18 protein-coding genes are annotated in these 17652 nt (G+C 69.8%); 6 read left to right on the top strand and 12 right to left on the bottom strand.

Annotated features, from left to right (window positions below; translation table 11 throughout):
• Positions 1 to 146 precede the first annotated feature (146 nt).
• Entirely contained in the window at positions 147 to 1502 is a 1356-nt protein-coding gene (locus ACGFH6_RS10530; protein WP_393382371.1) for an FAD-binding oxidoreductase, read from the top strand.
• Here ACGFH6_RS10530 and ACGFH6_RS10525 read toward each other — a convergent pair.
• Positions 1499 to 2347 (bottom strand): NAD-dependent epimerase/dehydratase family protein, encoded by an 849-nt coding sequence (locus ACGFH6_RS10525; protein WP_393382368.1) that lies wholly within the window; start codon positions 2345 to 2347, stop codon positions 1499 to 1501. The genes ACGFH6_RS10530 and ACGFH6_RS10525 overlap by 4 nt on opposite strands.
• A 124-nt stretch (positions 2348 to 2471) precedes the next feature.
• On the opposite strand from ACGFH6_RS10525, the gene ACGFH6_RS10520 reads away from it, so the two are divergent.
• Positions 2472 to 3614, top strand: a complete 1143-nt coding sequence (locus tag ACGFH6_RS10520) for a pyridoxal phosphate-dependent aminotransferase (protein WP_393382365.1) — start codon at positions 2472 to 2474, stop codon at positions 3612 to 3614.
• Here the strand turns inward: ACGFH6_RS10520 and ACGFH6_RS10515 are convergent.
• The 5 genes from ACGFH6_RS10515 to ACGFH6_RS10495 all read right to left on the bottom strand — a co-directional run bounded on the left by ACGFH6_RS10515 (position 3604) and on the right by ACGFH6_RS10495 (position 7953).
• Positions 3604 to 4779, bottom strand: a complete 1176-nt coding sequence (locus ACGFH6_RS10515; RefSeq protein ID WP_393382362.1) for a DegT/DnrJ/EryC1/StrS family aminotransferase — start codon at positions 4777 to 4779, stop codon at positions 3604 to 3606. The genes ACGFH6_RS10520 and ACGFH6_RS10515 overlap by 11 nt on opposite strands.
• Positions 4776 to 5531: an amidohydrolase family protein gene (locus ACGFH6_RS10510; RefSeq protein WP_393382360.1), complete on the bottom strand. Its 756-nt coding sequence runs from the start codon at positions 5529 to 5531 to the stop codon at positions 4776 to 4778. Before ACGFH6_RS10510 ends, ACGFH6_RS10515 begins: the two co-directional genes overlap by 4 nt.
• Positions 5528 to 6211 (bottom strand): amidohydrolase family protein, encoded by a 684-nt coding sequence (locus tag ACGFH6_RS10505; protein WP_393382357.1) that lies wholly within the window; start codon positions 6209 to 6211, stop codon positions 5528 to 5530. Before ACGFH6_RS10505 ends, ACGFH6_RS10510 begins: the two co-directional genes overlap by 4 nt.
• A gap of 4 nt (positions 6212 to 6215) precedes the next feature.
• A complete protein-coding gene (locus tag ACGFH6_RS10500) occupies positions 6216 to 7484 on the bottom strand; it encodes an ABC transporter substrate-binding protein (RefSeq protein WP_393382355.1) in 1269 nt (422 codons plus the stop codon).
• A 97-nt stretch (positions 7485 to 7581) separates the two neighbouring features.
• Positions 7582 to 7953 (bottom strand): DUF5997 family protein, encoded by a 372-nt coding sequence (locus ACGFH6_RS10495; protein WP_393382352.1) that lies wholly within the window; start codon positions 7951 to 7953, stop codon positions 7582 to 7584.
• A 56-nt stretch (positions 7954 to 8009) separates the two neighbouring features.
• Between ACGFH6_RS10495 and ACGFH6_RS10490 the strand changes: the two genes are divergently transcribed.
• Both ACGFH6_RS10490 and ACGFH6_RS10485 read left to right on the top strand, forming a co-directional pair.
• Positions 8010 to 8711, top strand: a complete 702-nt coding sequence (locus tag ACGFH6_RS10490; protein ID WP_393382351.1) for a LysR family substrate-binding domain-containing protein — start codon at positions 8010 to 8012, stop codon at positions 8709 to 8711.
• Positions 8712 to 8781: 70 nt separating this feature from the next.
• Entirely contained in the window at positions 8782 to 9300 is a 519-nt protein-coding gene (locus ACGFH6_RS10485; protein WP_393382349.1) for a VOC family protein, read from the top strand.
• Positions 9301 to 9315: 15 nt separating this feature from the next.
• On the opposite strand, the gene ACGFH6_RS10480 is transcribed toward ACGFH6_RS10485, so the two are convergent.
• Complete coding sequence (locus ACGFH6_RS10480; protein WP_393382346.1) at positions 9316 to 11316, bottom strand: GMC oxidoreductase; 2001 nt, start codon at positions 11314 to 11316, stop codon at positions 9316 to 9318.
• Between the two features lie 102 nt (positions 11317 to 11418).
• On the opposite strand from ACGFH6_RS10480, the gene ACGFH6_RS10475 reads away from it, so the two are divergent.
• The gene (locus ACGFH6_RS10475; protein ID WP_393382343.1) at positions 11419 to 12516 is read left to right on the top strand and encodes an aldo/keto reductase; all 1098 of its coding nucleotides are present in this window, start codon (positions 11419 to 11421) and stop codon (positions 12514 to 12516) included.
• Here the strand turns inward: ACGFH6_RS10475 and ACGFH6_RS10470 are convergent.
• Genes ACGFH6_RS10470 through ACGFH6_RS10460 form a run of 3 tightly spaced genes read right to left on the bottom strand, consistent with a single transcriptional unit; the run spans position 12503 to position 15094 of the window.
• Positions 12503 to 13099, bottom strand: coding sequence for a TetR/AcrR family transcriptional regulator (locus ACGFH6_RS10470; RefSeq protein WP_393382342.1), 597 nt, complete (start codon positions 13097 to 13099; stop codon positions 12503 to 12505). The genes ACGFH6_RS10475 and ACGFH6_RS10470 overlap by 14 nt on opposite strands.
• Positions 13100 to 13124: 25 nt before the next feature.
• On the bottom strand, positions 13125 to 14084 hold the full coding sequence (locus ACGFH6_RS10465) for an aldo/keto reductase (RefSeq protein ID WP_393382340.1): 960 nt from the start codon (positions 14082 to 14084) through the stop codon (positions 13125 to 13127).
• Complete coding sequence (locus ACGFH6_RS10460; protein WP_393382337.1) at positions 14084 to 15094, bottom strand: hypothetical protein; 1011 nt, start codon at positions 15092 to 15094, stop codon at positions 14084 to 14086. Before ACGFH6_RS10460 ends, ACGFH6_RS10465 begins: the two co-directional genes overlap by 1 nt.
• Before the next feature lie 74 nt (positions 15095 to 15168).
• On the opposite strand from ACGFH6_RS10460, the gene ACGFH6_RS10455 reads away from it, so the two are divergent.
• Positions 15169 to 15798 (top strand): TetR/AcrR family transcriptional regulator, encoded by a 630-nt coding sequence (locus tag ACGFH6_RS10455; RefSeq protein ID WP_393382335.1) that lies wholly within the window; start codon positions 15169 to 15171, stop codon positions 15796 to 15798.
• Here the strand turns inward: ACGFH6_RS10455 and cpt are convergent.
• Entirely contained in the window at positions 15776 to 16309 is a 534-nt protein-coding gene (gene cpt, locus ACGFH6_RS10450; RefSeq protein WP_393382332.1) for a chloramphenicol phosphotransferase CPT, read from the bottom strand. The genes ACGFH6_RS10455 and cpt overlap by 23 nt on opposite strands.
• The gene (locus ACGFH6_RS10445; RefSeq protein ID WP_393382330.1) at positions 16306 to 17559 is read right to left on the bottom strand and encodes an MFS transporter; all 1254 of its coding nucleotides are present in this window, start codon (positions 17557 to 17559) and stop codon (positions 16306 to 16308) included. Before ACGFH6_RS10445 ends, cpt begins: the two co-directional genes overlap by 4 nt.
• Between the last annotated feature and the right edge of the window lie 93 nt (positions 17560 to 17652).

Below are 17652 nucleotides of genomic sequence, written 5' to 3'. Positions count from 1 at the left end.
GCTGGCACAGGTTTTCAGCCTTGCCTGCCTACCGTCGAGTCGGCCCCCCATCCAAGCGTGTTTTCGCCGTCTTCGGCATGACCCCGCGCGTGCGGAAGACTGCGGGCCAAGGGTGGAGTCTCTGGAGGGGAGGCACTGTGTCGGGTGTGGATGAGTTGGTCGCGCGGCTGCGGGGCGAGGTCGGCGGGCCGGTCCTGGTTCCTGGTGACGAGGGATTCGCGGACGAGGTCGGCGGGTTCAACACGGCGGTCACGCACAGTCCGGCCGTCGCGGTCGGGATCACGTCGGAGGCGGACGCCACGGCCGTCGTACGGGCGGCGGCGGACAGCGGCCTGCCGGTCCGGGTCCTCGCGACCGGGCACGGAACGCCCGCGGTCACCGACGGCGTCCTGGTCACCACGTCCCGGTTGACGGGCGTCACTGTCGATCCGGACCAGAAGGTCGCCCATATCGCCGCGGGTTCCCGGTGGGCGGAAGTCATCGCCGCGGCCGGACAGCACGGGCTCGCGCCGATCATCGGCGCCTCCGACGCGGTCGGGTGCATCGGCTACACCCTCGGCGGCGGACTCGGTCCGCTGGCCCGGACCTTCGGCGTCTCGTCGGACTGGGCGCGCGGCTTCCGCGTCGTCACCGGCACCGGCGAGGTGGTGACGGCGAACGCCACCGAGCACCCCGACCTGTTCTGGGCGCTGCGCGGCGGCAAGGGCGGCCTCGGCCTGGTCACCGCGATGGACTTCGCACTGGTCGAGCTGACCACGCTGTACGGCGGTTCGGCGTTCTTCGACGCCCCGGACATCGCCAGGGTCTTCATGACGTGGGCGAGCTGGACCAAGACGCTGCCCGAGACCGCGAACTCCTCGGTCGTGATCCTGCGGCTGCCGCCGCTGGAGTTCATCCCCGAGCCGTTGCGGGGCAAGACCGTGCTCAGCGTCCGGTTCGCCTTCGTCGGCGACCCGGCCGAGGGCGAGCGCCTGTTCCGGCCGATCCGGGACGCCGGTACGGCGATCGTCGACACCGTCGGCGAGATGCCGGCCACCGACATCGCGCTCATTCACAACGATCCCAAGGACCCGACGGCCGCGTGGGACCAAGGTGTGCTGCTCCGTGACGTCGACGCCGGTTTCGCCTCGGCGTTCCTCGACGTGGTTGGGCCGGATCAGAAGGTGCCACTCGTCGCGGTGGAGATCCGGCATCTCGGCGGCGCGGCGCACCGCGACGTACCCGAAGGCAGTGCGGTGGGTGGACGTGGTGGCGCGTACAGCCTGGTGATGATCGGTGTGCCCGATCCGGGCTTGTTCGAGACGGTGCTGCCCGCTGTGGCGGGTGGCGTGCTGGATCGGCTGTCGGCGTGGGTCTCCCCCGAGACCACCGTCAACTTCGCGGCCGCCTTCTCGCTGCCGGGCTCGTACGAGGCGGCGTGGCCGTCGGACACCTTCGCCCGGCTGGCCGAGGTACGCGCGTCGTACGACCCGCAGAAGTTGTTCCCCTACGGGCCTGCCTAGTCGCGCCAGGAGTACTGGGGTTCGTAGCCGAGCAGGCGGCGGGCCTTGTCGATCGACAACAGGGTGTCGTTCGGGCCGAACGGGCGCTTGACGGGAACGCCGGGGAACACCTCGGCGAGGAGCTCCTCGTTCGTCCGGGACATCACCGTGTCGCCGTTCGCGACGATGAACACGTCGGTGCCGGTGAAGTCGTAGTCGAGCGCGCGCCGGACGGCCTGCGCGCCGTCGCGGGCGTCGATGTAGCCCCAGAGGTTCCACTTGCGCGCCCGCGCGTCGGCGTCGAACGCCGGGAAGCGTGCGTAGTCCTCGGGGTACATCACGTTCGAGAACCGCAGGCCGATCAGCTTCAGGTCCGGATGCCACCGGCACAGCTGCCGGGCCAGCTCCTCCTCGAGCGTCTTCACCAGCGAGTACGTGCTGTTCGGCCGCGGCGGGTAGTCCTCGTCGACCGGGACGTACGGCGGGAACTCGTCGAACGGCAGGCCGAGCACGGTCTCGCTGGACGCCCAGACGATGTTGCGGACTCCTGCCCGCAGGGCGGCCGAGAACACGTTGTAGGTGGCCGTCATGTTGTTGTGGAAGGTCGCCGCGTTCGGCCGCAGTCCGGGCGCCGGGACGGCGGCCAGGTGGACGACGGCGTCGACGCCGTCGTGGCGGTCGTCGATTCCGGCGATCGCCTCGTAGGTCTGGCCGAAATCGGTCAGGTCGACCCGCGACGCCACGACACCGGTCCGCGCCGGCGGTGCCTGGTCCAGGGCGACCACGTCCCAGCCGTTGTCCAGCAGGTGATCGACCACGGCCCGGCCGAGTTTCCCGCTGCTTCCGGTGACCGCTACCCGTGCCATCCGCACTCCTTCGAGTCGCTTGCTGACCGACCAACCGATGATGGCACGCGTCTCACGACACAGGACCGTTGGCCAGGAAGTGGACACTCCGCCTAGGCTCGAAGTCGTGAAGCTAGCTGGGCGGATGAATCGACTGGGTACCGAATCGGCGTTCGAGGTGCTGGCCAAGGCGAAGGCCCTGGAGGCACGCGGCCGCGAGATCGTGCACCTCGAGATCGGCGAACCGGACTTCGACACCCCGGAGCACGTCGTCGCCGCCGCGCAGCAGGCGCTGGACAAGGGCCACACGCACTACGTGCCGGCGCCGGGCATCCCCGAACTGCGGACGGCGGTCGCGGACTTCCTCGAGCGCACCGGCCGGCTGACCACGACGCCGGACAAGGTGCTCGTCACACCGGGCGCCAAGCCCATCATGTTCTTCACGATCATGGCGCTGTGCGAGGAGGGCGACGAGGTCCTCTACCCGGACCCGGGCTTCCCGATGTACGCCTCGATCGCGGCGTTCGCCGGCGCGAAGCCGGTGCCGGTGCCGCTGCGCGAGGAGAACGGGTTCGTCATCGACCCCCAGGAGCTCGCGTCGCTGGTCACCGACCGGACCAAGCTGCTGATCCTCAACTCCCCGCACAACCCGTGCGGCAGCGCCTCGACCCCCGAGCAGTTGGAGGCGATCGCCGAGATCGCGATCGCCAACGACCTCGTCGTACTCAGCGACGAGGTCTACTGGGCGCTGCGGTACGACGGGGACCACCACAGCGTGCTGGATGTCGACGGCATGGCCGAGCGGACCATCCTGCTCGACGGCTGGTCGAAGACCTTCGCGATGACCGGCTGGCGGCTCGGGTTCGGTGTGTTCCCGCAGCCGCTGGTCGAGCCGGTGACCCGGCTGCTGATCAACTCGGTGTCCTGTACGTCGGCCTTCAGCCAGTACGCCGCGATCGCGGCCTTGGAAGGACCGTGGGACGACGTCGAGCGGATGCTCGAGGCCTTCCGGGAACGCCGCGAGGTGATCGTCTCCGGGCTGAACGCCGTACCGGGTGTGTCGTGCATCGAACCGGGTGGAGCGTTCTACGCGTTCCCGAACATCAGTGAGCTCGGGCTGTCCGCGGCGACGCTGGCCGATCGGCTGCTCGAGGAGGCCGGCGTCGCCTGCCTGCCGGGCACCTCCTTCGGGGCGTACGGCGAGGACCACCTGCGGTTCTCGTACGCGAACTCGGTCGAGAACATCCGGCGCGCCCTCGACGCGTTCGAGGCACTGGTCACGAGCTGACGAACGCCTGCTGGACCTTCGTCGCGGCGGTGACGATGTCGGACAGCTCCGCCTCGTCGGCCATCAACAGACTCTGACGGATCCACACGACCGTGTCCGCCGCCTCCTCCGCGACCGGGCACGGCTGCAGGTCGGAGTACGCCTGGAGTGCCTTCTCTCGGGACAGCGAGCGGTAGCCGGAATCCAGCGGAACACCTTCGGCCGCCATCGCCGCGAGGAAGTTGTCCTTGCCGTGCCCACCGAACGCGGCCGGGTCGTAGCGGACCAGGCCGAGGTGATGGCTGCTGGCCGTAGTGCCCGGCGGCTCCGGCAGAACCTCCAGACCATCAACGCCGGCAAGCTCCCGGCGGAGGAACTCCACCGCGCGATGCCTCGTCTTGACCTGATCGTCCAGTACGCCGAGTTGCGGCAGCAGTACGGCGGCCTGGAACTCGGTCATCCGCAGGTTCCACCCGACATCCGGATGCTCGTACCACCCGCCCTCGAGACTCCGGCCGACGTTGTGCAGCGCCCAGGCCTTCCGGTACACGGCCTCGTCGTCGGTCACGATCAGCCCGCCCTCGCCGGCCGTCATCGCCTTGCTGGACTGGAAGCTGAAGCACGCGGCATCACCCAGCGTCCCGACCGGCCGATCGCGCCAGGTCGCACCATGCGCCTGCGCAGCGTCCTCGACGATCGGTACGCCGTACTCCGTCAAGGCATCGACGTCCGCGGGGGCACCGGCGAGATGCACCGGCATGATCGCCTTCGTCCGCGGACTGATCAGCCGCCCGACCGCGGCCGGGTCGAGATGGAGTGTCTCCGGCGTGACGTCGGCCAGGACCGGTCGCGCGCCGGCCAGCACCACCGCGGTCGCACTCGCGACGAACGTGTACGCGGGCACGATCACCTCGTCGTCCCGGCCGACCCCGAGCGCGCGCAGCGCGAGGAAGAGCGCGACCGTCCCGTTCACGACCGAGACGCCGTACCGCGCTCCGATCGACTGGGCGAAGGCGGTGGTGAACTCGGCCACCTTCTGGCCGGAGGTCGCACCCCAGTCGCCGCTGTCGAGCACCTCGAGCAGGAGTTCGCGCTGCTCCGCGGTCGCGGGCGGCGGCCAACTCGGCCAGCCCGCGGTCCGGACCGGCGTACCGCCGTCAAGCGCCAAAGTCGTTGCCACTGTCATCGACATCCCTCCAGGAGCCGGGTCATCGTGCCGAACAGCAACAGATCGCGGTCGGCCTGATCGATCGGCGCGAGTCGCACCCGGCCGACCCCGACCCGCAGATCCAGGAACAGCGCGTCGGACCCGAAGACCATCCGGTCCGCGCCAACCGCGTCGACCAGCCAGGCCACATGCCGCGCCGTGGTCCGGGACCCGCAGAGCTCCAACGTCACATTCGGGTACGTCGACGCCACCTCGGCCGCCGCGGGGAACCCGGCCGGGAACAGGCCGGCGTGACCCATCAACAGTTTCACGGCTGGATGCCGTGCGGCAACGGTCGCGAAGTGCGCCGGACCGCACCACGGCGAACCGAACATGCCGTGCGCGAGCACTACGCAGCCGCGGTCGGCCGCCAACTGGAAGGCGGGTTCGTACGCCGGCCCGTCGAGCGCGTGCTCATGCGTGTCCGGGTGCAGCTTCAGCCCGATCACCCCCGGTGTGTCGAGCAAGTCGGCCGTCCGTCGCGCCGCCTCGGGGTCGTGCGGGTCGTAGACGGCGTACCCGAGGAAGCGGCCTGGAAAGCGCTCGATCTCCTGGAGCAGCAGGGCGTTCCCGGCGCGAGAGTCCGGGCCGATCGCGAGCAGGTGCGAGACACACATCGTCGCGACGCCGCAGCCGTCCATCACCCGCACCAGGCTCTCGGTCGAACTGTCCGGGATCGCGAAGGCGAACCACGCCCCGAGATGACCGTGGGCGTCGATGATGCCGGTCATCCGACCAGCTCCAGGATGTTGCCGCTAGCAATCAGTTCGACCTCGTCGGCCGGCAGCTCGAGGTGGTCGAGCTGGAACCGCGGCCCGGCGTCGTCGGTCAGTGGCGCACCGGTCCCGAACAGCACCCGGTGGGCGCCGTACCGGCGTACGACCCATTCGACCGCGAGGTGACCGGACAACGTCGCCGTATCCACCCGCACCTCGGGATGCGCGTCCATCAGGTCGGCGAGCTCGCGCAACGCGCGGTAGCCGGTGTTGATCAGCACGATCCGCAGCGACGGCACCTCGGTCGCGAGCCGGTGGATCTCCCCCGGACCCACCGACTCCAGCGCCAGCAACACCGACACAGCACTCTCGGCCAACTCCCGCGCCGCCGCGATCCCGTGCGGCGCGGTCAGCAGGAACCGATGCTCGGCCGGACACATCCGCACCACCCGAGCACCCGCCGGCACGCCGGTTCCCAACGGCCCGGGTACGACGACCGGCACCCGGATCAGCCGTGGATCCGCCGGCAACTCAGCCACCACGGTCGGGTCGTAGTACAGGTCATGCGAATGCACCACACACGCCGCGTCGATCGCCAACCGGTCGAGCTCGGCCAGCAGACCCGGCGCATCCGTACTAGGTACGTCGCCCGTCGGTACCGGACCGACGATGCGATTGACGTCGACCACTCTCATCCGGTCAGCGCTGTCTGGAGAGCAGATCGTTGGACTGCTTGGCCGCCGCGTCCAGGGCCTCTTGCGGTGTCTTCTTGCCAGTCAGCACCGCCTGGATCTCGACCGACAGCAGTGTCATCACCTGACGGGCGGCCGGGTTGACCTCACCCGAGTAGGCGTACTGCAGCGCTTCCTCGAACTTCTTCGCCTGCTCGTCGGCGGCCGGTACTGGCGCGTCGGTGCGTGGGGACAGGAAGTTGGACGCGGTCGCCAGGCTGATCTCCTGCTTCGGCTGGGTCATGAAGCCGAGGAACTTCTCCGCCGCGTCGACGTCCTTCGATCCCGCGTTCACCGCGAGCCCGCCGGGCAGCCCGAACCCGACCCGCTTCTTGTTCTCCAGCGGTACGCCGACCACGACGTTCGCGGCGCCCCAGCTCGCGGCGACGGTCTTGGCGTCGATCAGGGTGTTGGTGAAACCCATCGCCACCTGCTGCTTGCCGAGCGCCTGGTCGGCCACCACGTTCGCGTTCGACAGGGCGCTCTTCGGGATCCCGCCGTCGTCGTACAGGCCCTTCAGGAACGTCAGCGCCTCGACGCCGGGTGCCTGGTTGAACGCCACCGATTTGCCGTCGTCGGCGAACACCTTCCCGCCGGCCTGCCACAGCAGCGGGTAGAAGCTGAGATTCAGCGAGGCCTCCGGCGAGGCGGAGTAGTCCAGCGTGGCGACACCGGCCTGCTTGAACTTCGGCACGGCCGCCTTGATCTCGTCCCACGTCTCCGGCGGCTTGGTGATGCCGGCCTTCGCGAGCAGTTTCTTGTTGTAGACCGTCGTGGTGACCGTGTGGTAGATCGGCACCGCGTACAGCTTGCCGTCGACCTTCAGCGCGTCCAGGGCGCCGGGCAGGAACTTGTCCTTGTCCGCGTCCAGCACCTTGTCGACCGGTTCGAGCGAGCCGGACGTGACGAACTGCGGGATCTGGTCCGGCCCGAGCAGCAGGACGTCCGGTCCCTTGCCGCCGGAGAACGCGGTCGCCAGCTTCTGGTCCCGGTTCGCCCAGGGCTGCTGCTCGATCCGCAGGTCGATGCCGGCGTTCGCCGCCTCGAAGTCCTTCTCGATCTGCGTCCAGTACGTCGTGGCCGCCTTCTCGTCCGCGATCACGGGGTACATCCAGACCGTCACGACCGCCTGGTCCGAGGACCCGCCGGATCCGCTGGAACCGCCGCACGCGCTCAATCCGGCCACCACCGCTACTGCGGCCACGGACCCCACGACCCGGCTGACTCCGACCCTCATCAGGACCTCCCAGACGTACGCACGGTCATGACCGCCTTTACGGTCATGACCGAAAATAGCGCCTGAGTGACGGGTCAAGTCAAGGGGTCGGGCCGGACTAGTCCGTCTTGTTCCTGAGCTCCGCGGCTTGGCGGCGGACGTCGGCCTGGGTGGCCCGTTCATGCTCGAGCCAGTCGGGGTTCTCCGACTTGATGGCCTCGATCTCGTCCGTGGTCAGCGCCTCGGTGATACCGGCCCGGGCCAGTCCGCTGATCGAGACACCGAGCTTGGCCGCGACGACGGGCCGCGGGTGCGGACCGGTCCGGCGCAGCTCGCGGAGCCACTCGGGCGGGTCGGCCTGGAGCGCGTTCAGCTCGTCGCGGGACACCGCGCCCTCCTGGAACTCCGCGGGGGTCGCCTGCAGGTACACCCCGAGCTTCTTGGCCGCCGTGGCCGGCTTCATCGTCTGGGGTGTCTTACGCGCCGTCATGCCGCAAGAGTAGCGACCATGCCCGTCCTGTCGTGACGCCCGGTAACCTGGCCACCGTGACCGGCCTCCGACCCACCTTCCGGCTGGGCTACGTGCCCGGCGTGACACCCGCCAAGTGGGTGCGGATGTGGGGCGAGCGCCTGCCCCGGATCCCGCTGGAGCTGATCCAGGTCACCGCGGCCGACGCACCGGCCCTGGTACGTCGCGGCGAGGCGGACGCCGTACTCCTCCGGCTCCCGATCGACCGCGACGGCCTGCACGCCATCCCCTTGTACGTCGAGCAGACGGTCGTCGTGGTTCCGAAGGACCACCTGGTGACAGCGGCCGACGAGGTGACCACCGGCGACCTGGCCGACGAACTCATGCTCCACCCGCAGGACGACGTCCTCGACTGGGAACGCCCACCTGGACGGGTGATCGACGACCGTCCCGCGACCACGGCGGACGCGATCGCACTCGTTGCCATGGGCACCGGGTTGCTCGTCGTACCGCAGTCACTGGCCCGGCTGCACCACCGCAAGGACCTCACCTACCGGCCGCTCCTGGCCGCGCCGGAGTCGCAGGTCGCGTTGAGCTGGCCCGAGGACGAGACGTCGGAACTGGTGGAGCAGTTCATCGGGATCGTCCGCGGCCGGACGGTCAACAGCAGCCGCGGCGCCCAGCCCGCCACGAAGACCCCGGCCAAGAAGGCCGCCGCCAAGAAAGCGTCGGCCACCAAGGGAGCGGGCAAGAAGCCGGGCAGACCTCGCCGCCGCTAGCGCGCAGCCGTGGCCTTATGTTGAGTCTTCAACTATCATCGGAAGGGTCCCGACGAGAGAGGTTTGTTCGATGGCGATCTTCCGCTTGAACCATGCGGTGCTGTACGTGCGGAACGTGGCCGAGAGTGTCGCCTTCTATCGCGACGTGCTCGGGTTCGGCTACACCGAGGGCGGCGACGCCTACCAGGGCGCGGCCTTCCTCCGGGCGCCCGGCTCGACCAACGACCACGACCTCGGCCTGTTCGAACTCGGCTCGCAGGCCGGCCCGTCCGGTGCCGGGCAGACGACCGTCGGGCTCTACCACCTCGCCTGGGAGGTCGACACCCTCGGCGACCTCCAGGACCTGTCCGCCACGCTGGCCGAGGCCGGCGCCCTGGTCGGTTCGTCCGACCACGGCACCACCAAGTCCCTGTACGGCAAGGACCCGAACGGGCTGGAGTTCGAGATCGTCTGGATCATCCCGGCCGACCTGCTCACCGACGAGGACCGGGCGAAGGCCGGAGTACGCCGACTGGACCTTGCCGCCGAGGTGGAGAAGTACGGCCGCGACGCCCGCAGCGGCGTCGGCATCTCCCGCATCCTGGCGTGACCCGGACCGGGCACCTCACCCGGTGAGGTGCCCGGCAATCCGCAGCGAGTTGGCCAGCACGGTGAGCACCGGGTTCACTCCCCCGTTCGTCACATGCACCGAAGCGTCGGCGATCCGGACGTTGTCGTGGCCCCAGACCCGGCCGTACGGATCGGTGACCGATCGCGCCGGATCGTCGCCCATCCGGCACGTGCCCGCCTGATGCTGCCCGCTGCTCGCCTGCCGCGTCGTACCGACCCCGCCGGCAGCCGTCCGGACCGCGCCCGCTTCCTCCAGCCACTCGCGGGCCTTCGAGCTCATGAAGGCCTGCGCCCGGACGTCCTCCGGGTGGATGGAGCCGCTGATCGTCACGACCGGATTGCCGAAGCGGTCGCGGACCCGCTGATCGACCCGCACCCGCGATTCCGCCGATGTGACCTCCTGGATCGGCCCGACGACTCGCAGCATGCGTCGCGCCTCCCGCCGCATCGCCTGCTTGCCCTCCGCACCGGCCCGCGGGATCAACCCGGCGCCGGTCAGATAGTCGTACGTCGCGGCCGGCGTCGGGACGAACTCGTTCGCCAGCATCCCGCCACCCACGATCCCGTCGTTCCCGTGCCGGAAGTCGCAGGTCGCGATCGAGACACCCGGGCCGATCAGATCGGCCAGCTCGTCGTCGAACAGCCCGACCGCTCCGGCGTACACATGCGCCTGCAGGTGCCGGCCGACCTGGTCGTGGTTGTTGCCGAGGCCGTCGGGTTCGCGGTCGTGGGCGCTGTTGAGCAGGAGCCGCGGTGTCTCGGTCGCCCCGGCGGCGATCACGACCTCTTCGCCCTGCACGGTCCGGCGCCAGTGCCCGTCCTCGGCGACCAGGGCGACACCGGTCACGCGGCCGGACGCATCGGTGACCAGTCGCTCCGCCGTCGTCTCCGTGACCAACGTGCACCGTCCGGTCGCGAGTGCGGCCGGCAGTGCCGTGTTGTGGGTGCCGGACTTTGCTTCGACCGGGCAGGCGAATCCGACGCACTGCCCACACCGCACACAGCCCGCCCGTCCTTGGTAGTCGACCGAGTTGATCAGCAGCGGTACGTCGAGAGTTCCCCAGCCCAGCCGCTCCGCGGCCGCCGCGAGCCGTGTCGCCGGACCGGTGCGTGGCATGGGCGGCATCGGGAGCTCCCGCGGCTCGTGCCACGGGTCCACACCGCCACCGCTCACCCCGAACCTCTGCTCGGCCAACGTGTAGTACGGCGCCAGGTCGTCGTACGTGATCGGCCAGTCCGACAGAGCGCTCCCTGACGGAACTCCGTAGGTACTCGCCATCGCGAAGTCGCGAGGCACGAACCGCCACGCCTGGGCGCCGTACACGCGGGTGCCGCCACCGACTGTGAAGGCATTGTTGCCCCAGCCACCGTCCGGCGGCAGCACCTGCCGAGGTACGCCGTCGATGACCGCGACCCGAGGGCGTCCGAACGGATCCGGGTCGGTCAGCGCGGGCAGCCCGGCCACCGAGCGCGGGTTCCGCAGGTGGTCGCGGGACAACGACGCGGTCGTCGGGTAGCGACCGGTCTCCACGACCAGCACCGACCGCCCGGACTCGGCCAGCACCTGAGCGGACGCACCACCACCCGCGCCTGAGCCGACAACGATGCAGTCGTAGCGATCCACCAACTCCGACCGCGGCGTGATGCGCAGGTCGGTCTGCACCGGCTCCCATGCCCCGGCCTTGTCCGCCTGCCAGCCGACCATGGTCCACGCCGACGGCCGGACCTGCCCGTCCCCCGCATAGAAGCCCTGCGCGATCATCCGCACCAACCAGGCGCCATCCGGATCAGCCAGCACCACGTCGAGGTCCGGCTCATCCCCCGCGACCGCCAGGGCCCGCTCGACCCGTTCGAGCCAGTCCGGCCGGTCCTCGGTCACCACTCGCTCGATGAACCCCACCGCTCCGGCCTCGGCCGCCGACGGGAAGTCGTCCGCCGGGATCGCGATCTCCGCCAACCGCCCGAGCACCATCCGCTGCCGTTCCGACAACCCCACAGTCCGATCCCTTCGCCGAAGGACACGAGCATCAGCCCCAACTCAATCACGCCGTCGCCGTTTGTACTTGCCGGTCCATTTTTCCCGAGGAACGCTGAGGGCATGGCACTCGACGACTACTACCTCCTCGGCCGGTCCGGACTGCGCGTCAGCCGGCTGGCACTGGGCACGATGAACTTCGGCACCGGCGGACTCCACGCGCCGTACGGGAAGACCGAGGACGACGCGCGATCGATCTTCCGCCGGTACGTCGATGCCGGGGGCAACTTCCTCGACACGGCGGACTTCTACACGGCCGGTGAGAGCGAAACGATTCTCGGCAAGCTGATCGAGGAAGCCGGACTCCGCGAGCGGATGGTGCTCACCACCAAGTTCACCAACAGCGTCGACCCCGGCGATCCGAACGCCGGCGGCAACGGCCGCAAGCACATGATCCGCGCGGTCGAGGAGTCGCTGCGCCGGCTGCGCACCGACTACCTCGACCTGTTCCTGCTGCACACCTGGGACCGCATCACCCCGGTCGAGGAGGTCCTGCGCACCTTCGACGACCTCACCCAAGCCGGCAAGATCCGGTACGCCGGCCTGTCCGACGTACCGGCCTGGTACGCCGCTCGCGCCCAGACACTCGCGGACGCGCATTCGTCGGTGCCGATGGTCAGCCTGCAACTGCCGTATTCGCTCGTCGAGCGGACGATCGAGACCGAGCACGTCCCGCTCGGCCAGACGCTGGGCCTCGGGATCACGGCGTGGAGTCCGCTCGGCAGCGGATTCCTCACCGGCAAGTACCGCCGCGACGACGCGCAGGGCGTGACCGGCGACGGACGGCTCACCGGCGACGCCGCTCCGGTGCGGACGTGGACCGACCGGCACTGGGACTTGCTCGACACGGTCCGGTCTGTGGCGGACGAGCTCGGTGTGACGATGGCCCAGGTCGCGGTCAACTGGGTGGCCACGCAGCCCGGCATCGCCTCGGCGATCGTCGGCGCCAGCACCCCGGAGCAACTCGGCTCCTCGCTGGCGTCTCTCGATTTCGAGATCCCCGCGGAGTTGCGATCCACGCTCGACGAGGCGAGCGGCGTACCGCCGGAGTCCGTGTACCGGATGTTCACGCCGGAGTACCAAAGCTGGCTGGTCAACGCCGGAGTCAAGGTCGCCGACAAGCCGGCCGGCTACCAGCCGCCGGTGCTCAACTGGCGGTGATGTCCCCGCGGAGGTAGTCCAGGCAGAGGTCCAGCGCGTACTCCAGGTGCTTGGCCGAGCCGGACGACATGAGGATGACGACCCCGCCCTGGACCGACGCGATCAGGGCCGCAGAGGCGCGGGCGGGGTCCACCTCGGCCCGGATCTTGCCGTCGGCCTTCATCTCCTCGATCCCGGCCTGGACCCGGCGCTGCCATTGCGCGAGCAGCTTGCCGGTCACCGCCTGCGCGGCCGGGGTGTGCCGCCCGATCTCGGTGATGAGCACACCGAGCGGACAGTTCACGCCCTGGCGCCGGTACTTCTCCACGACGACGTCACGCCACTCCCGCCACGCTTCCCACGTGGTCAGCCGCCCGAGCTGCGGCTCCTGGTCCTCGATCACTCGATCGGCTTCGCGCTCGGCGACCGCCAGCAGCAACTGCTCCTTGCCTTCGGGGAAGTAGTGGAACAGTTGGCTCTTGCCGGTCCCGCTCCGCCGCCCGATGTCGTCGAGCGTCACCGCCCCGACGCCACGTTCACGGATCTCCGCGGCCGCCGCGTCCACGATCCGATCCCGCGTCGCCGCACCCTTCGCCGTCAGCACACGTCGACTGTACCCGCCGGTCCAGTCAGGTGGTCACCGGATGCGGTCGGTACGGCGCTTCCACCAGCGCCCGCTCCTCCGCGGTGAGCGTGAGGTGCACAGCAGCCACCGCGTCGTCGACATGCTGCGCGCGGGTAGCGCCGACAACGGGAGCGGTGACGCCGCGGGCGCCGAGGAGCCACGCCAGGGCGACCTGAGCCGGGGGCACACCACGATCCGCGGCGACCGCGTGAACGGCCTTCACCACTGCTTGGTCGCTCTCGCCGTACAGGTCGTCGGCGACCGGGTCGCTGCCGGATCGCGCCGTACCTCCTCCGGTCCGGGCCAGCAGACCGCGGGCGAGCGGGCTGTACGGAATGACGCCCACGCCCTGGTCGACGCAGAGCGGGATCATCTCGCGCTCTTCCTCCCGGTAGACCAGGTTGTAGTGGTTCTGCATCGCCACGAACGGGATCTGTGTCACCTGCTGGGCGACCTGCTGCGCCTTCGCGAACTGCCAGGCGAACATGCTCGACGCCCCGAGATAGCGGGCCTTCCCGGCCCGGACGACATCCGCGAGCGCGTCCATCGCCTCCTCGATCGGCGTCTCGTCGTCCCACCGGTGGATCTGGTACAGGTCGACGTACTCGGTGCCGAGCCGGCGCAGCGACGCGTCGATCGCGTCCAGGATGTGCTTGCGGGACAGGCCGCGGTCGTTCGGTCCGGGGCCTGTCGGGTAGTACACCTTGGTCGCGAGTACGTAGTCCTCGCGGCGGCCGAAGAACTTCCGCAGCAGCCGGCCGGTCAGCTCCTCGCCGGTGCCCTTCGAGTACGCGTCGGCGGTGTCGAAGAACGTGACCCCGGCGTCCACTGCCCGCCGTACGATCGGCTCGGCGGCCTCCTCGCCCAGGTGCCACTCCCGGGCGCCACCGGTGCCGAAACTCATCATCCCCAGGCAGATCCGCGAGACCCGCAGACCGGTCCCGCCCAGCCGGACGGACTCCATCAACCGCGGCCGTCGTTCAGCTCGGCCAAGGCACCGAAGACGCGCTTCGGCCGCCAGCCACCGTCGTCGTCGGTCGCGACGAGCCCGTACGACGAGAGGTCGAGATCGTGCGCGGGGTCGCCGGGCCGGTGTGGCAGTTCGTACCCGGCGAAGCTGAACCAGAACGCGGCCGCGAGCTCGATCCGGTCGAACTCCTCGACGAGCTCCAGCAGGTACTCCACTTGTTCCTCCTCGTCGCGCTCGTAGTGTCCGTTGATCGCGGGCGGGTCGACGGACCGGTCGACGATCATCCAGCCCGAGCCGCCCCGCGCGGCGGCGCCGCGGTAGGCGCAGCAGCCGAACTCCGTGACGGCGACCGGCTTGCCCCACTTCTGCCGGGCCAGCAAGTCGTCGTGGAACGTCGCCGCGTTCTGCTGGTCGCGGTACGCGTCGACGCTGACGATGTCGAACAGCTCCCAGTTCACGTCCTCCCACATCCCGGCGGCGTAGGTGATCAGGCCGCCGAACTCGGCGCGGGCCGCGGCCACCAGCCGCCGCTGTACGTCGCCCCACCGCGCGAGACCCTCGTACAGCCGCGCGAGCTTGTCCTGATCGGTCCAGGTCGCCGGATCGGCCATCGTCGACAACCGCTCCCCCGACGTCTCGCCGGGCACGAATCCCTTGCAGAACACGGAAAGCTCGCAGCCCAGCACCAGGACGACGTCGCCCCGGCCGCTCGTCCGCAAAGCCTCGGCGCGGGTCGCACAGCCGGACAGGAAGGCGATGAACTCGTCCGGCTCGAGATCCATCGGGACCGGCGAGAACCACAGGTCCAGGCCGGCGTCGAGCGCCGCCTCGCCCGCGATGGTGAGCCGGTCCGGGTCGTTGCCCGACACCCGGACGGCGGGAGCGTGCAGGTCGTCGGCGATGGTTCGCAGTTCGTCGCGAACCGTGCCGGCGTCGAAGCGCCGGCGTGTCGAACGGCCGTCGTACTGCAGGCCGGTGTCGTAGTTCACCCCGAGAGGACGCATGGGCACTACGGTAGCAAGCAATCTCATACTCGGTACATCTTTTTATCGAGTACGAGTTCACCTACCCTGACGACGTGGACCAGCACCCAGCGCCCGGGCGCCGCGAGCGCAAGAAGGCCGAGCTCCGGACCCGGATCTCCGACGTCGCGACGGCGCTCTTCCTGGAGCGTGGCTTCGACGCTGTGTCGGTGTCGGAGATCGCCGAGGCCGCCGACGTCGCCCGGCCGACCGTGTTCGCCCATTTCGCCCGGAAGGAGGACCTGCTCTTCGACCGCTACCCGGAGGCCGAAGCCCTGGTGGTTGCCGCCGTCACCGATCGCCCGACCGGCACCTCCGCGGTCGCCGCGTTGTGCGAACTGATGATCAGGCTGGCCGACGAAGGGCATCCGCTGTCCACGATCCGCGGTCGTTTCGCGGCGTTCTGGCGGTTGGTCGCATCCTCACGTGCGCTGCAGTCACGCGCTCGCGAGCTGCTCGACCACCTCGAGCAGGCGATCGCAGCCGCGATGGAGGCCACCGACGTACCCGATGCTCGCCTCACCGCCGCACTGGCGGTCGCTGCGTATCGGACCGTCCATCTGGAATCGATCCGCCGGATTCTGGCCGGTGACGACGAGACTGAGGTCGCTGCTGATCACCGGGCGCGGATCGGCTCTGCTCTCGTGCGGGTCGAGGACGCTGTTACTTCAGGTGGCGGGCGATAGTCCGGGCGCAGTCCAGCGCCTCCATGTGGCTCGAGTCGACCTCGACGTCGTAGCTGACGCCCTCATGGACGAGGGTGGCCTGCAGTGCCGCCATCCCGACCGCCCGGTCGCCGCGGGCCAGTTCGCGCCCGGCAGCCACCTCGGGGTCGCAGCGGACTCCGACCCAGACGATCTCGACCTCGCCGGCCGCGTCCCGCCAGCGCTGCTGCGATGCGGCCCCGCCGAGGAACACGTCGTCGATGACGACGTTCGCACCGGCCCGGCACATCGCGACGATCCCGGCCGTCCAGGCCGCTTCCAGCCGCCTGAACTCGGGGCCGATCACGACCTCGCCGTTCGGGCCGATGTGGATCCCGTCGTCCGACGCCTGCATCGCGGCCGGCATCGCCTCGACGAAGCTGTCCGCCCCGAACGTCAGCCAGCGTTCGTCCAGGATCGCCTGCAGGCACCGGATCATCCCGGACTTCCCCGAACTGGACCCACCGTTGACCACCATCAGCCGACCCGTCACGCCGGCAACGATAGCGATTCCAGGGGTTTGCGATCGGTCCGGGCCCAGCTCCGTCCGGCCAGCAGCAGGAACGGTACGGCGAGGAGCTGGATCACCGCGCTGATCAGGTACGCCGAGCCGTAGCCCCAGACATCGGCGGACCGGCCGAGCGTGGGCTGGATGACCGCCCCGCCGCCGGAGGCGAGCAGGTTGTCCGACGACAACACCGTCGCACGCTGGGCCGACGGGATCTGACTGTTGAGCAGCGCCTGCCGGACCGGCCCGATCGCCGCGAACATGACGGCCCACAGGCTCAGCAGCACGAGCGCCATCCAGAAGCCCGAGACCAGGCCGATCAGCACCAGCGTGAGCACGGTGACACCGGTCGCCACGAGCATGAGGGTGGTACGACGGCGGAACAGGCGGCCCAGGTACGCCGCGGAGGCGCCGCCCACGATCTGCGCACCGGCGACGAGGCCGGCCGACAGCCCGGCGACCGCATACGAATCGGGGTTGCCGTACAGCTCGAGGAGATACGGCTGCGCGGCGTAGAAGCCGTAGACGCCGACACCGGCCCCGAACAGACCCGCGAGCATCAGCCAGCGGACCGGCGGATTGAGCAGCCCGTGGGTCAGCGATGCCCGGAGGATGCCGCGCATCTCACCGACCACCGACACCCGCGGCTTCGGCGTGAAGCCGACGTCGCGCATCGACCGCCACGCCACGACGAACGTGACCGCGAGCAGGACCGCGCGGACGACGTACGGGACACCGAGGTTCGTCCACTGGGCCAGCAGCCCGCCGGAGATCGAGCCGACCAGCATGGCGACGCCGTTCGCGATCTGGCCCTTCGCGAACGCGGCGTCCAGCTCACCGTCGTACCCGGTGGCGTGCAGGCCGTCGACCAGCCAAGCCTCGGTCGCACCGCTGAAGAACGTGAACCCCAGCCCGAGCAGCGCTGAAGCGCCCGCCCAGGCGACGAACGGCGCGTGGTGCTGCCAGAGCAGCAGGTAGAGCAGCGTGGACCCGAACAGGGTCGCCGCACCGAGGAGGTACGACGCCCGCCGGCCGACCGTGTCGGCGACGACACCGGTAGGCACCTCGAAGAGCATCATGCCGACCGTGAAGAACGCGTTCGCGGCGAAGGTCTCGCCGATGCTCAGACCGGCGTCGAGCAGGAACAGCGTGTTGATTCCCCAGATCATCGACGACGCCCCGGTCGCCACCGCACTCAGCGTGACGTACGTGCGCAGGATCCGCTCCGGACTCATCAGGTCCCTCCTTCTCGGTCATCTGGTACGTCGGAGCGGTCCGCCGGTTCTCGACGTCCATCCGCTGAATGGCCACCCCGGGGCGGTAGGGTT

The sequence above is a fragment of the Kribbella sp. NPDC049227 genome, from assembly GCF_043197265.1.
Lineage (GTDB): Bacteria > Actinomycetota > Actinomycetes > Propionibacteriales > Kribbellaceae > Kribbella.
The sequence above is the reverse complement of the archived record's forward strand: the minus strand, read 5'-3'. Positions and strand labels throughout refer to the sequence as shown.

What these genes read in the sequence shown, in the direction of transcription:
- ACGFH6_RS10445 (WP_393382330.1), bottom strand. Translation starts at nt 17,559, where the DNA reads ATGAGTCCGGAGCGGATCCTGCGCACGTACGTCACGCTGAGTGCGGTG.
- ACGFH6_RS10465 (WP_393382340.1), bottom strand. Translation starts at nt 14,084, where the DNA reads ATGGAGTCCGTCCGGCTGGGCGGGACCGGTCTGCGGGTCTCGCGGATC.
- ACGFH6_RS10525 (WP_393382368.1), bottom strand. Translation starts at nt 2,347, where the DNA reads ATGGCACGGGTAGCGGTCACCGGAAGCAGCGGGAAACTCGGCCGGGCC.
- ACGFH6_RS10495 (WP_393382352.1), bottom strand. Translation starts at nt 7,953, where the DNA reads ATGACGGCGCGTAAGACACCCCAGACGATGAAGCCGGCCACGGCGGCC.
- ACGFH6_RS10505 (WP_393382357.1), bottom strand. Translation starts at nt 6,211, where the DNA reads ATGAGAGTGGTCGACGTCAATCGCATCGTCGGTCCGGTACCGACGGGC.
- ACGFH6_RS10485 (WP_393382349.1), top strand. Translation starts at nt 8,782, where the DNA reads ATGGCGATCTTCCGCTTGAACCATGCGGTGCTGTACGTGCGGAACGTG.
- ACGFH6_RS10460 (WP_393382337.1), bottom strand. Translation starts at nt 15,094, where the DNA reads ATGCGTCCTCTCGGGGTGAACTACGACACCGGCCTGCAGTACGACGGC.
- ACGFH6_RS10500 (WP_393382355.1), bottom strand. Translation starts at nt 7,484, where the DNA reads ATGAGGGTCGGAGTCAGCCGGGTCGTGGGGTCCGTGGCCGCAGTAGCG.
- ACGFH6_RS10475 (WP_393382343.1), top strand. Translation starts at nt 11,419, where the DNA reads ATGGCACTCGACGACTACTACCTCCTCGGCCGGTCCGGACTGCGCGTC.
- ACGFH6_RS10510 (WP_393382360.1), bottom strand. Translation starts at nt 5,531, where the DNA reads ATGACCGGCATCATCGACGCCCACGGTCATCTCGGGGCGTGGTTCGCC.
- ACGFH6_RS10520 (WP_393382365.1), top strand. Translation starts at nt 2,472, where the DNA reads ATGAATCGACTGGGTACCGAATCGGCGTTCGAGGTGCTGGCCAAGGCG.
- ACGFH6_RS10515 (WP_393382362.1), bottom strand. Translation starts at nt 4,779, where the DNA reads ATGACAGTGGCAACGACTTTGGCGCTTGACGGCGGTACGCCGGTCCGG.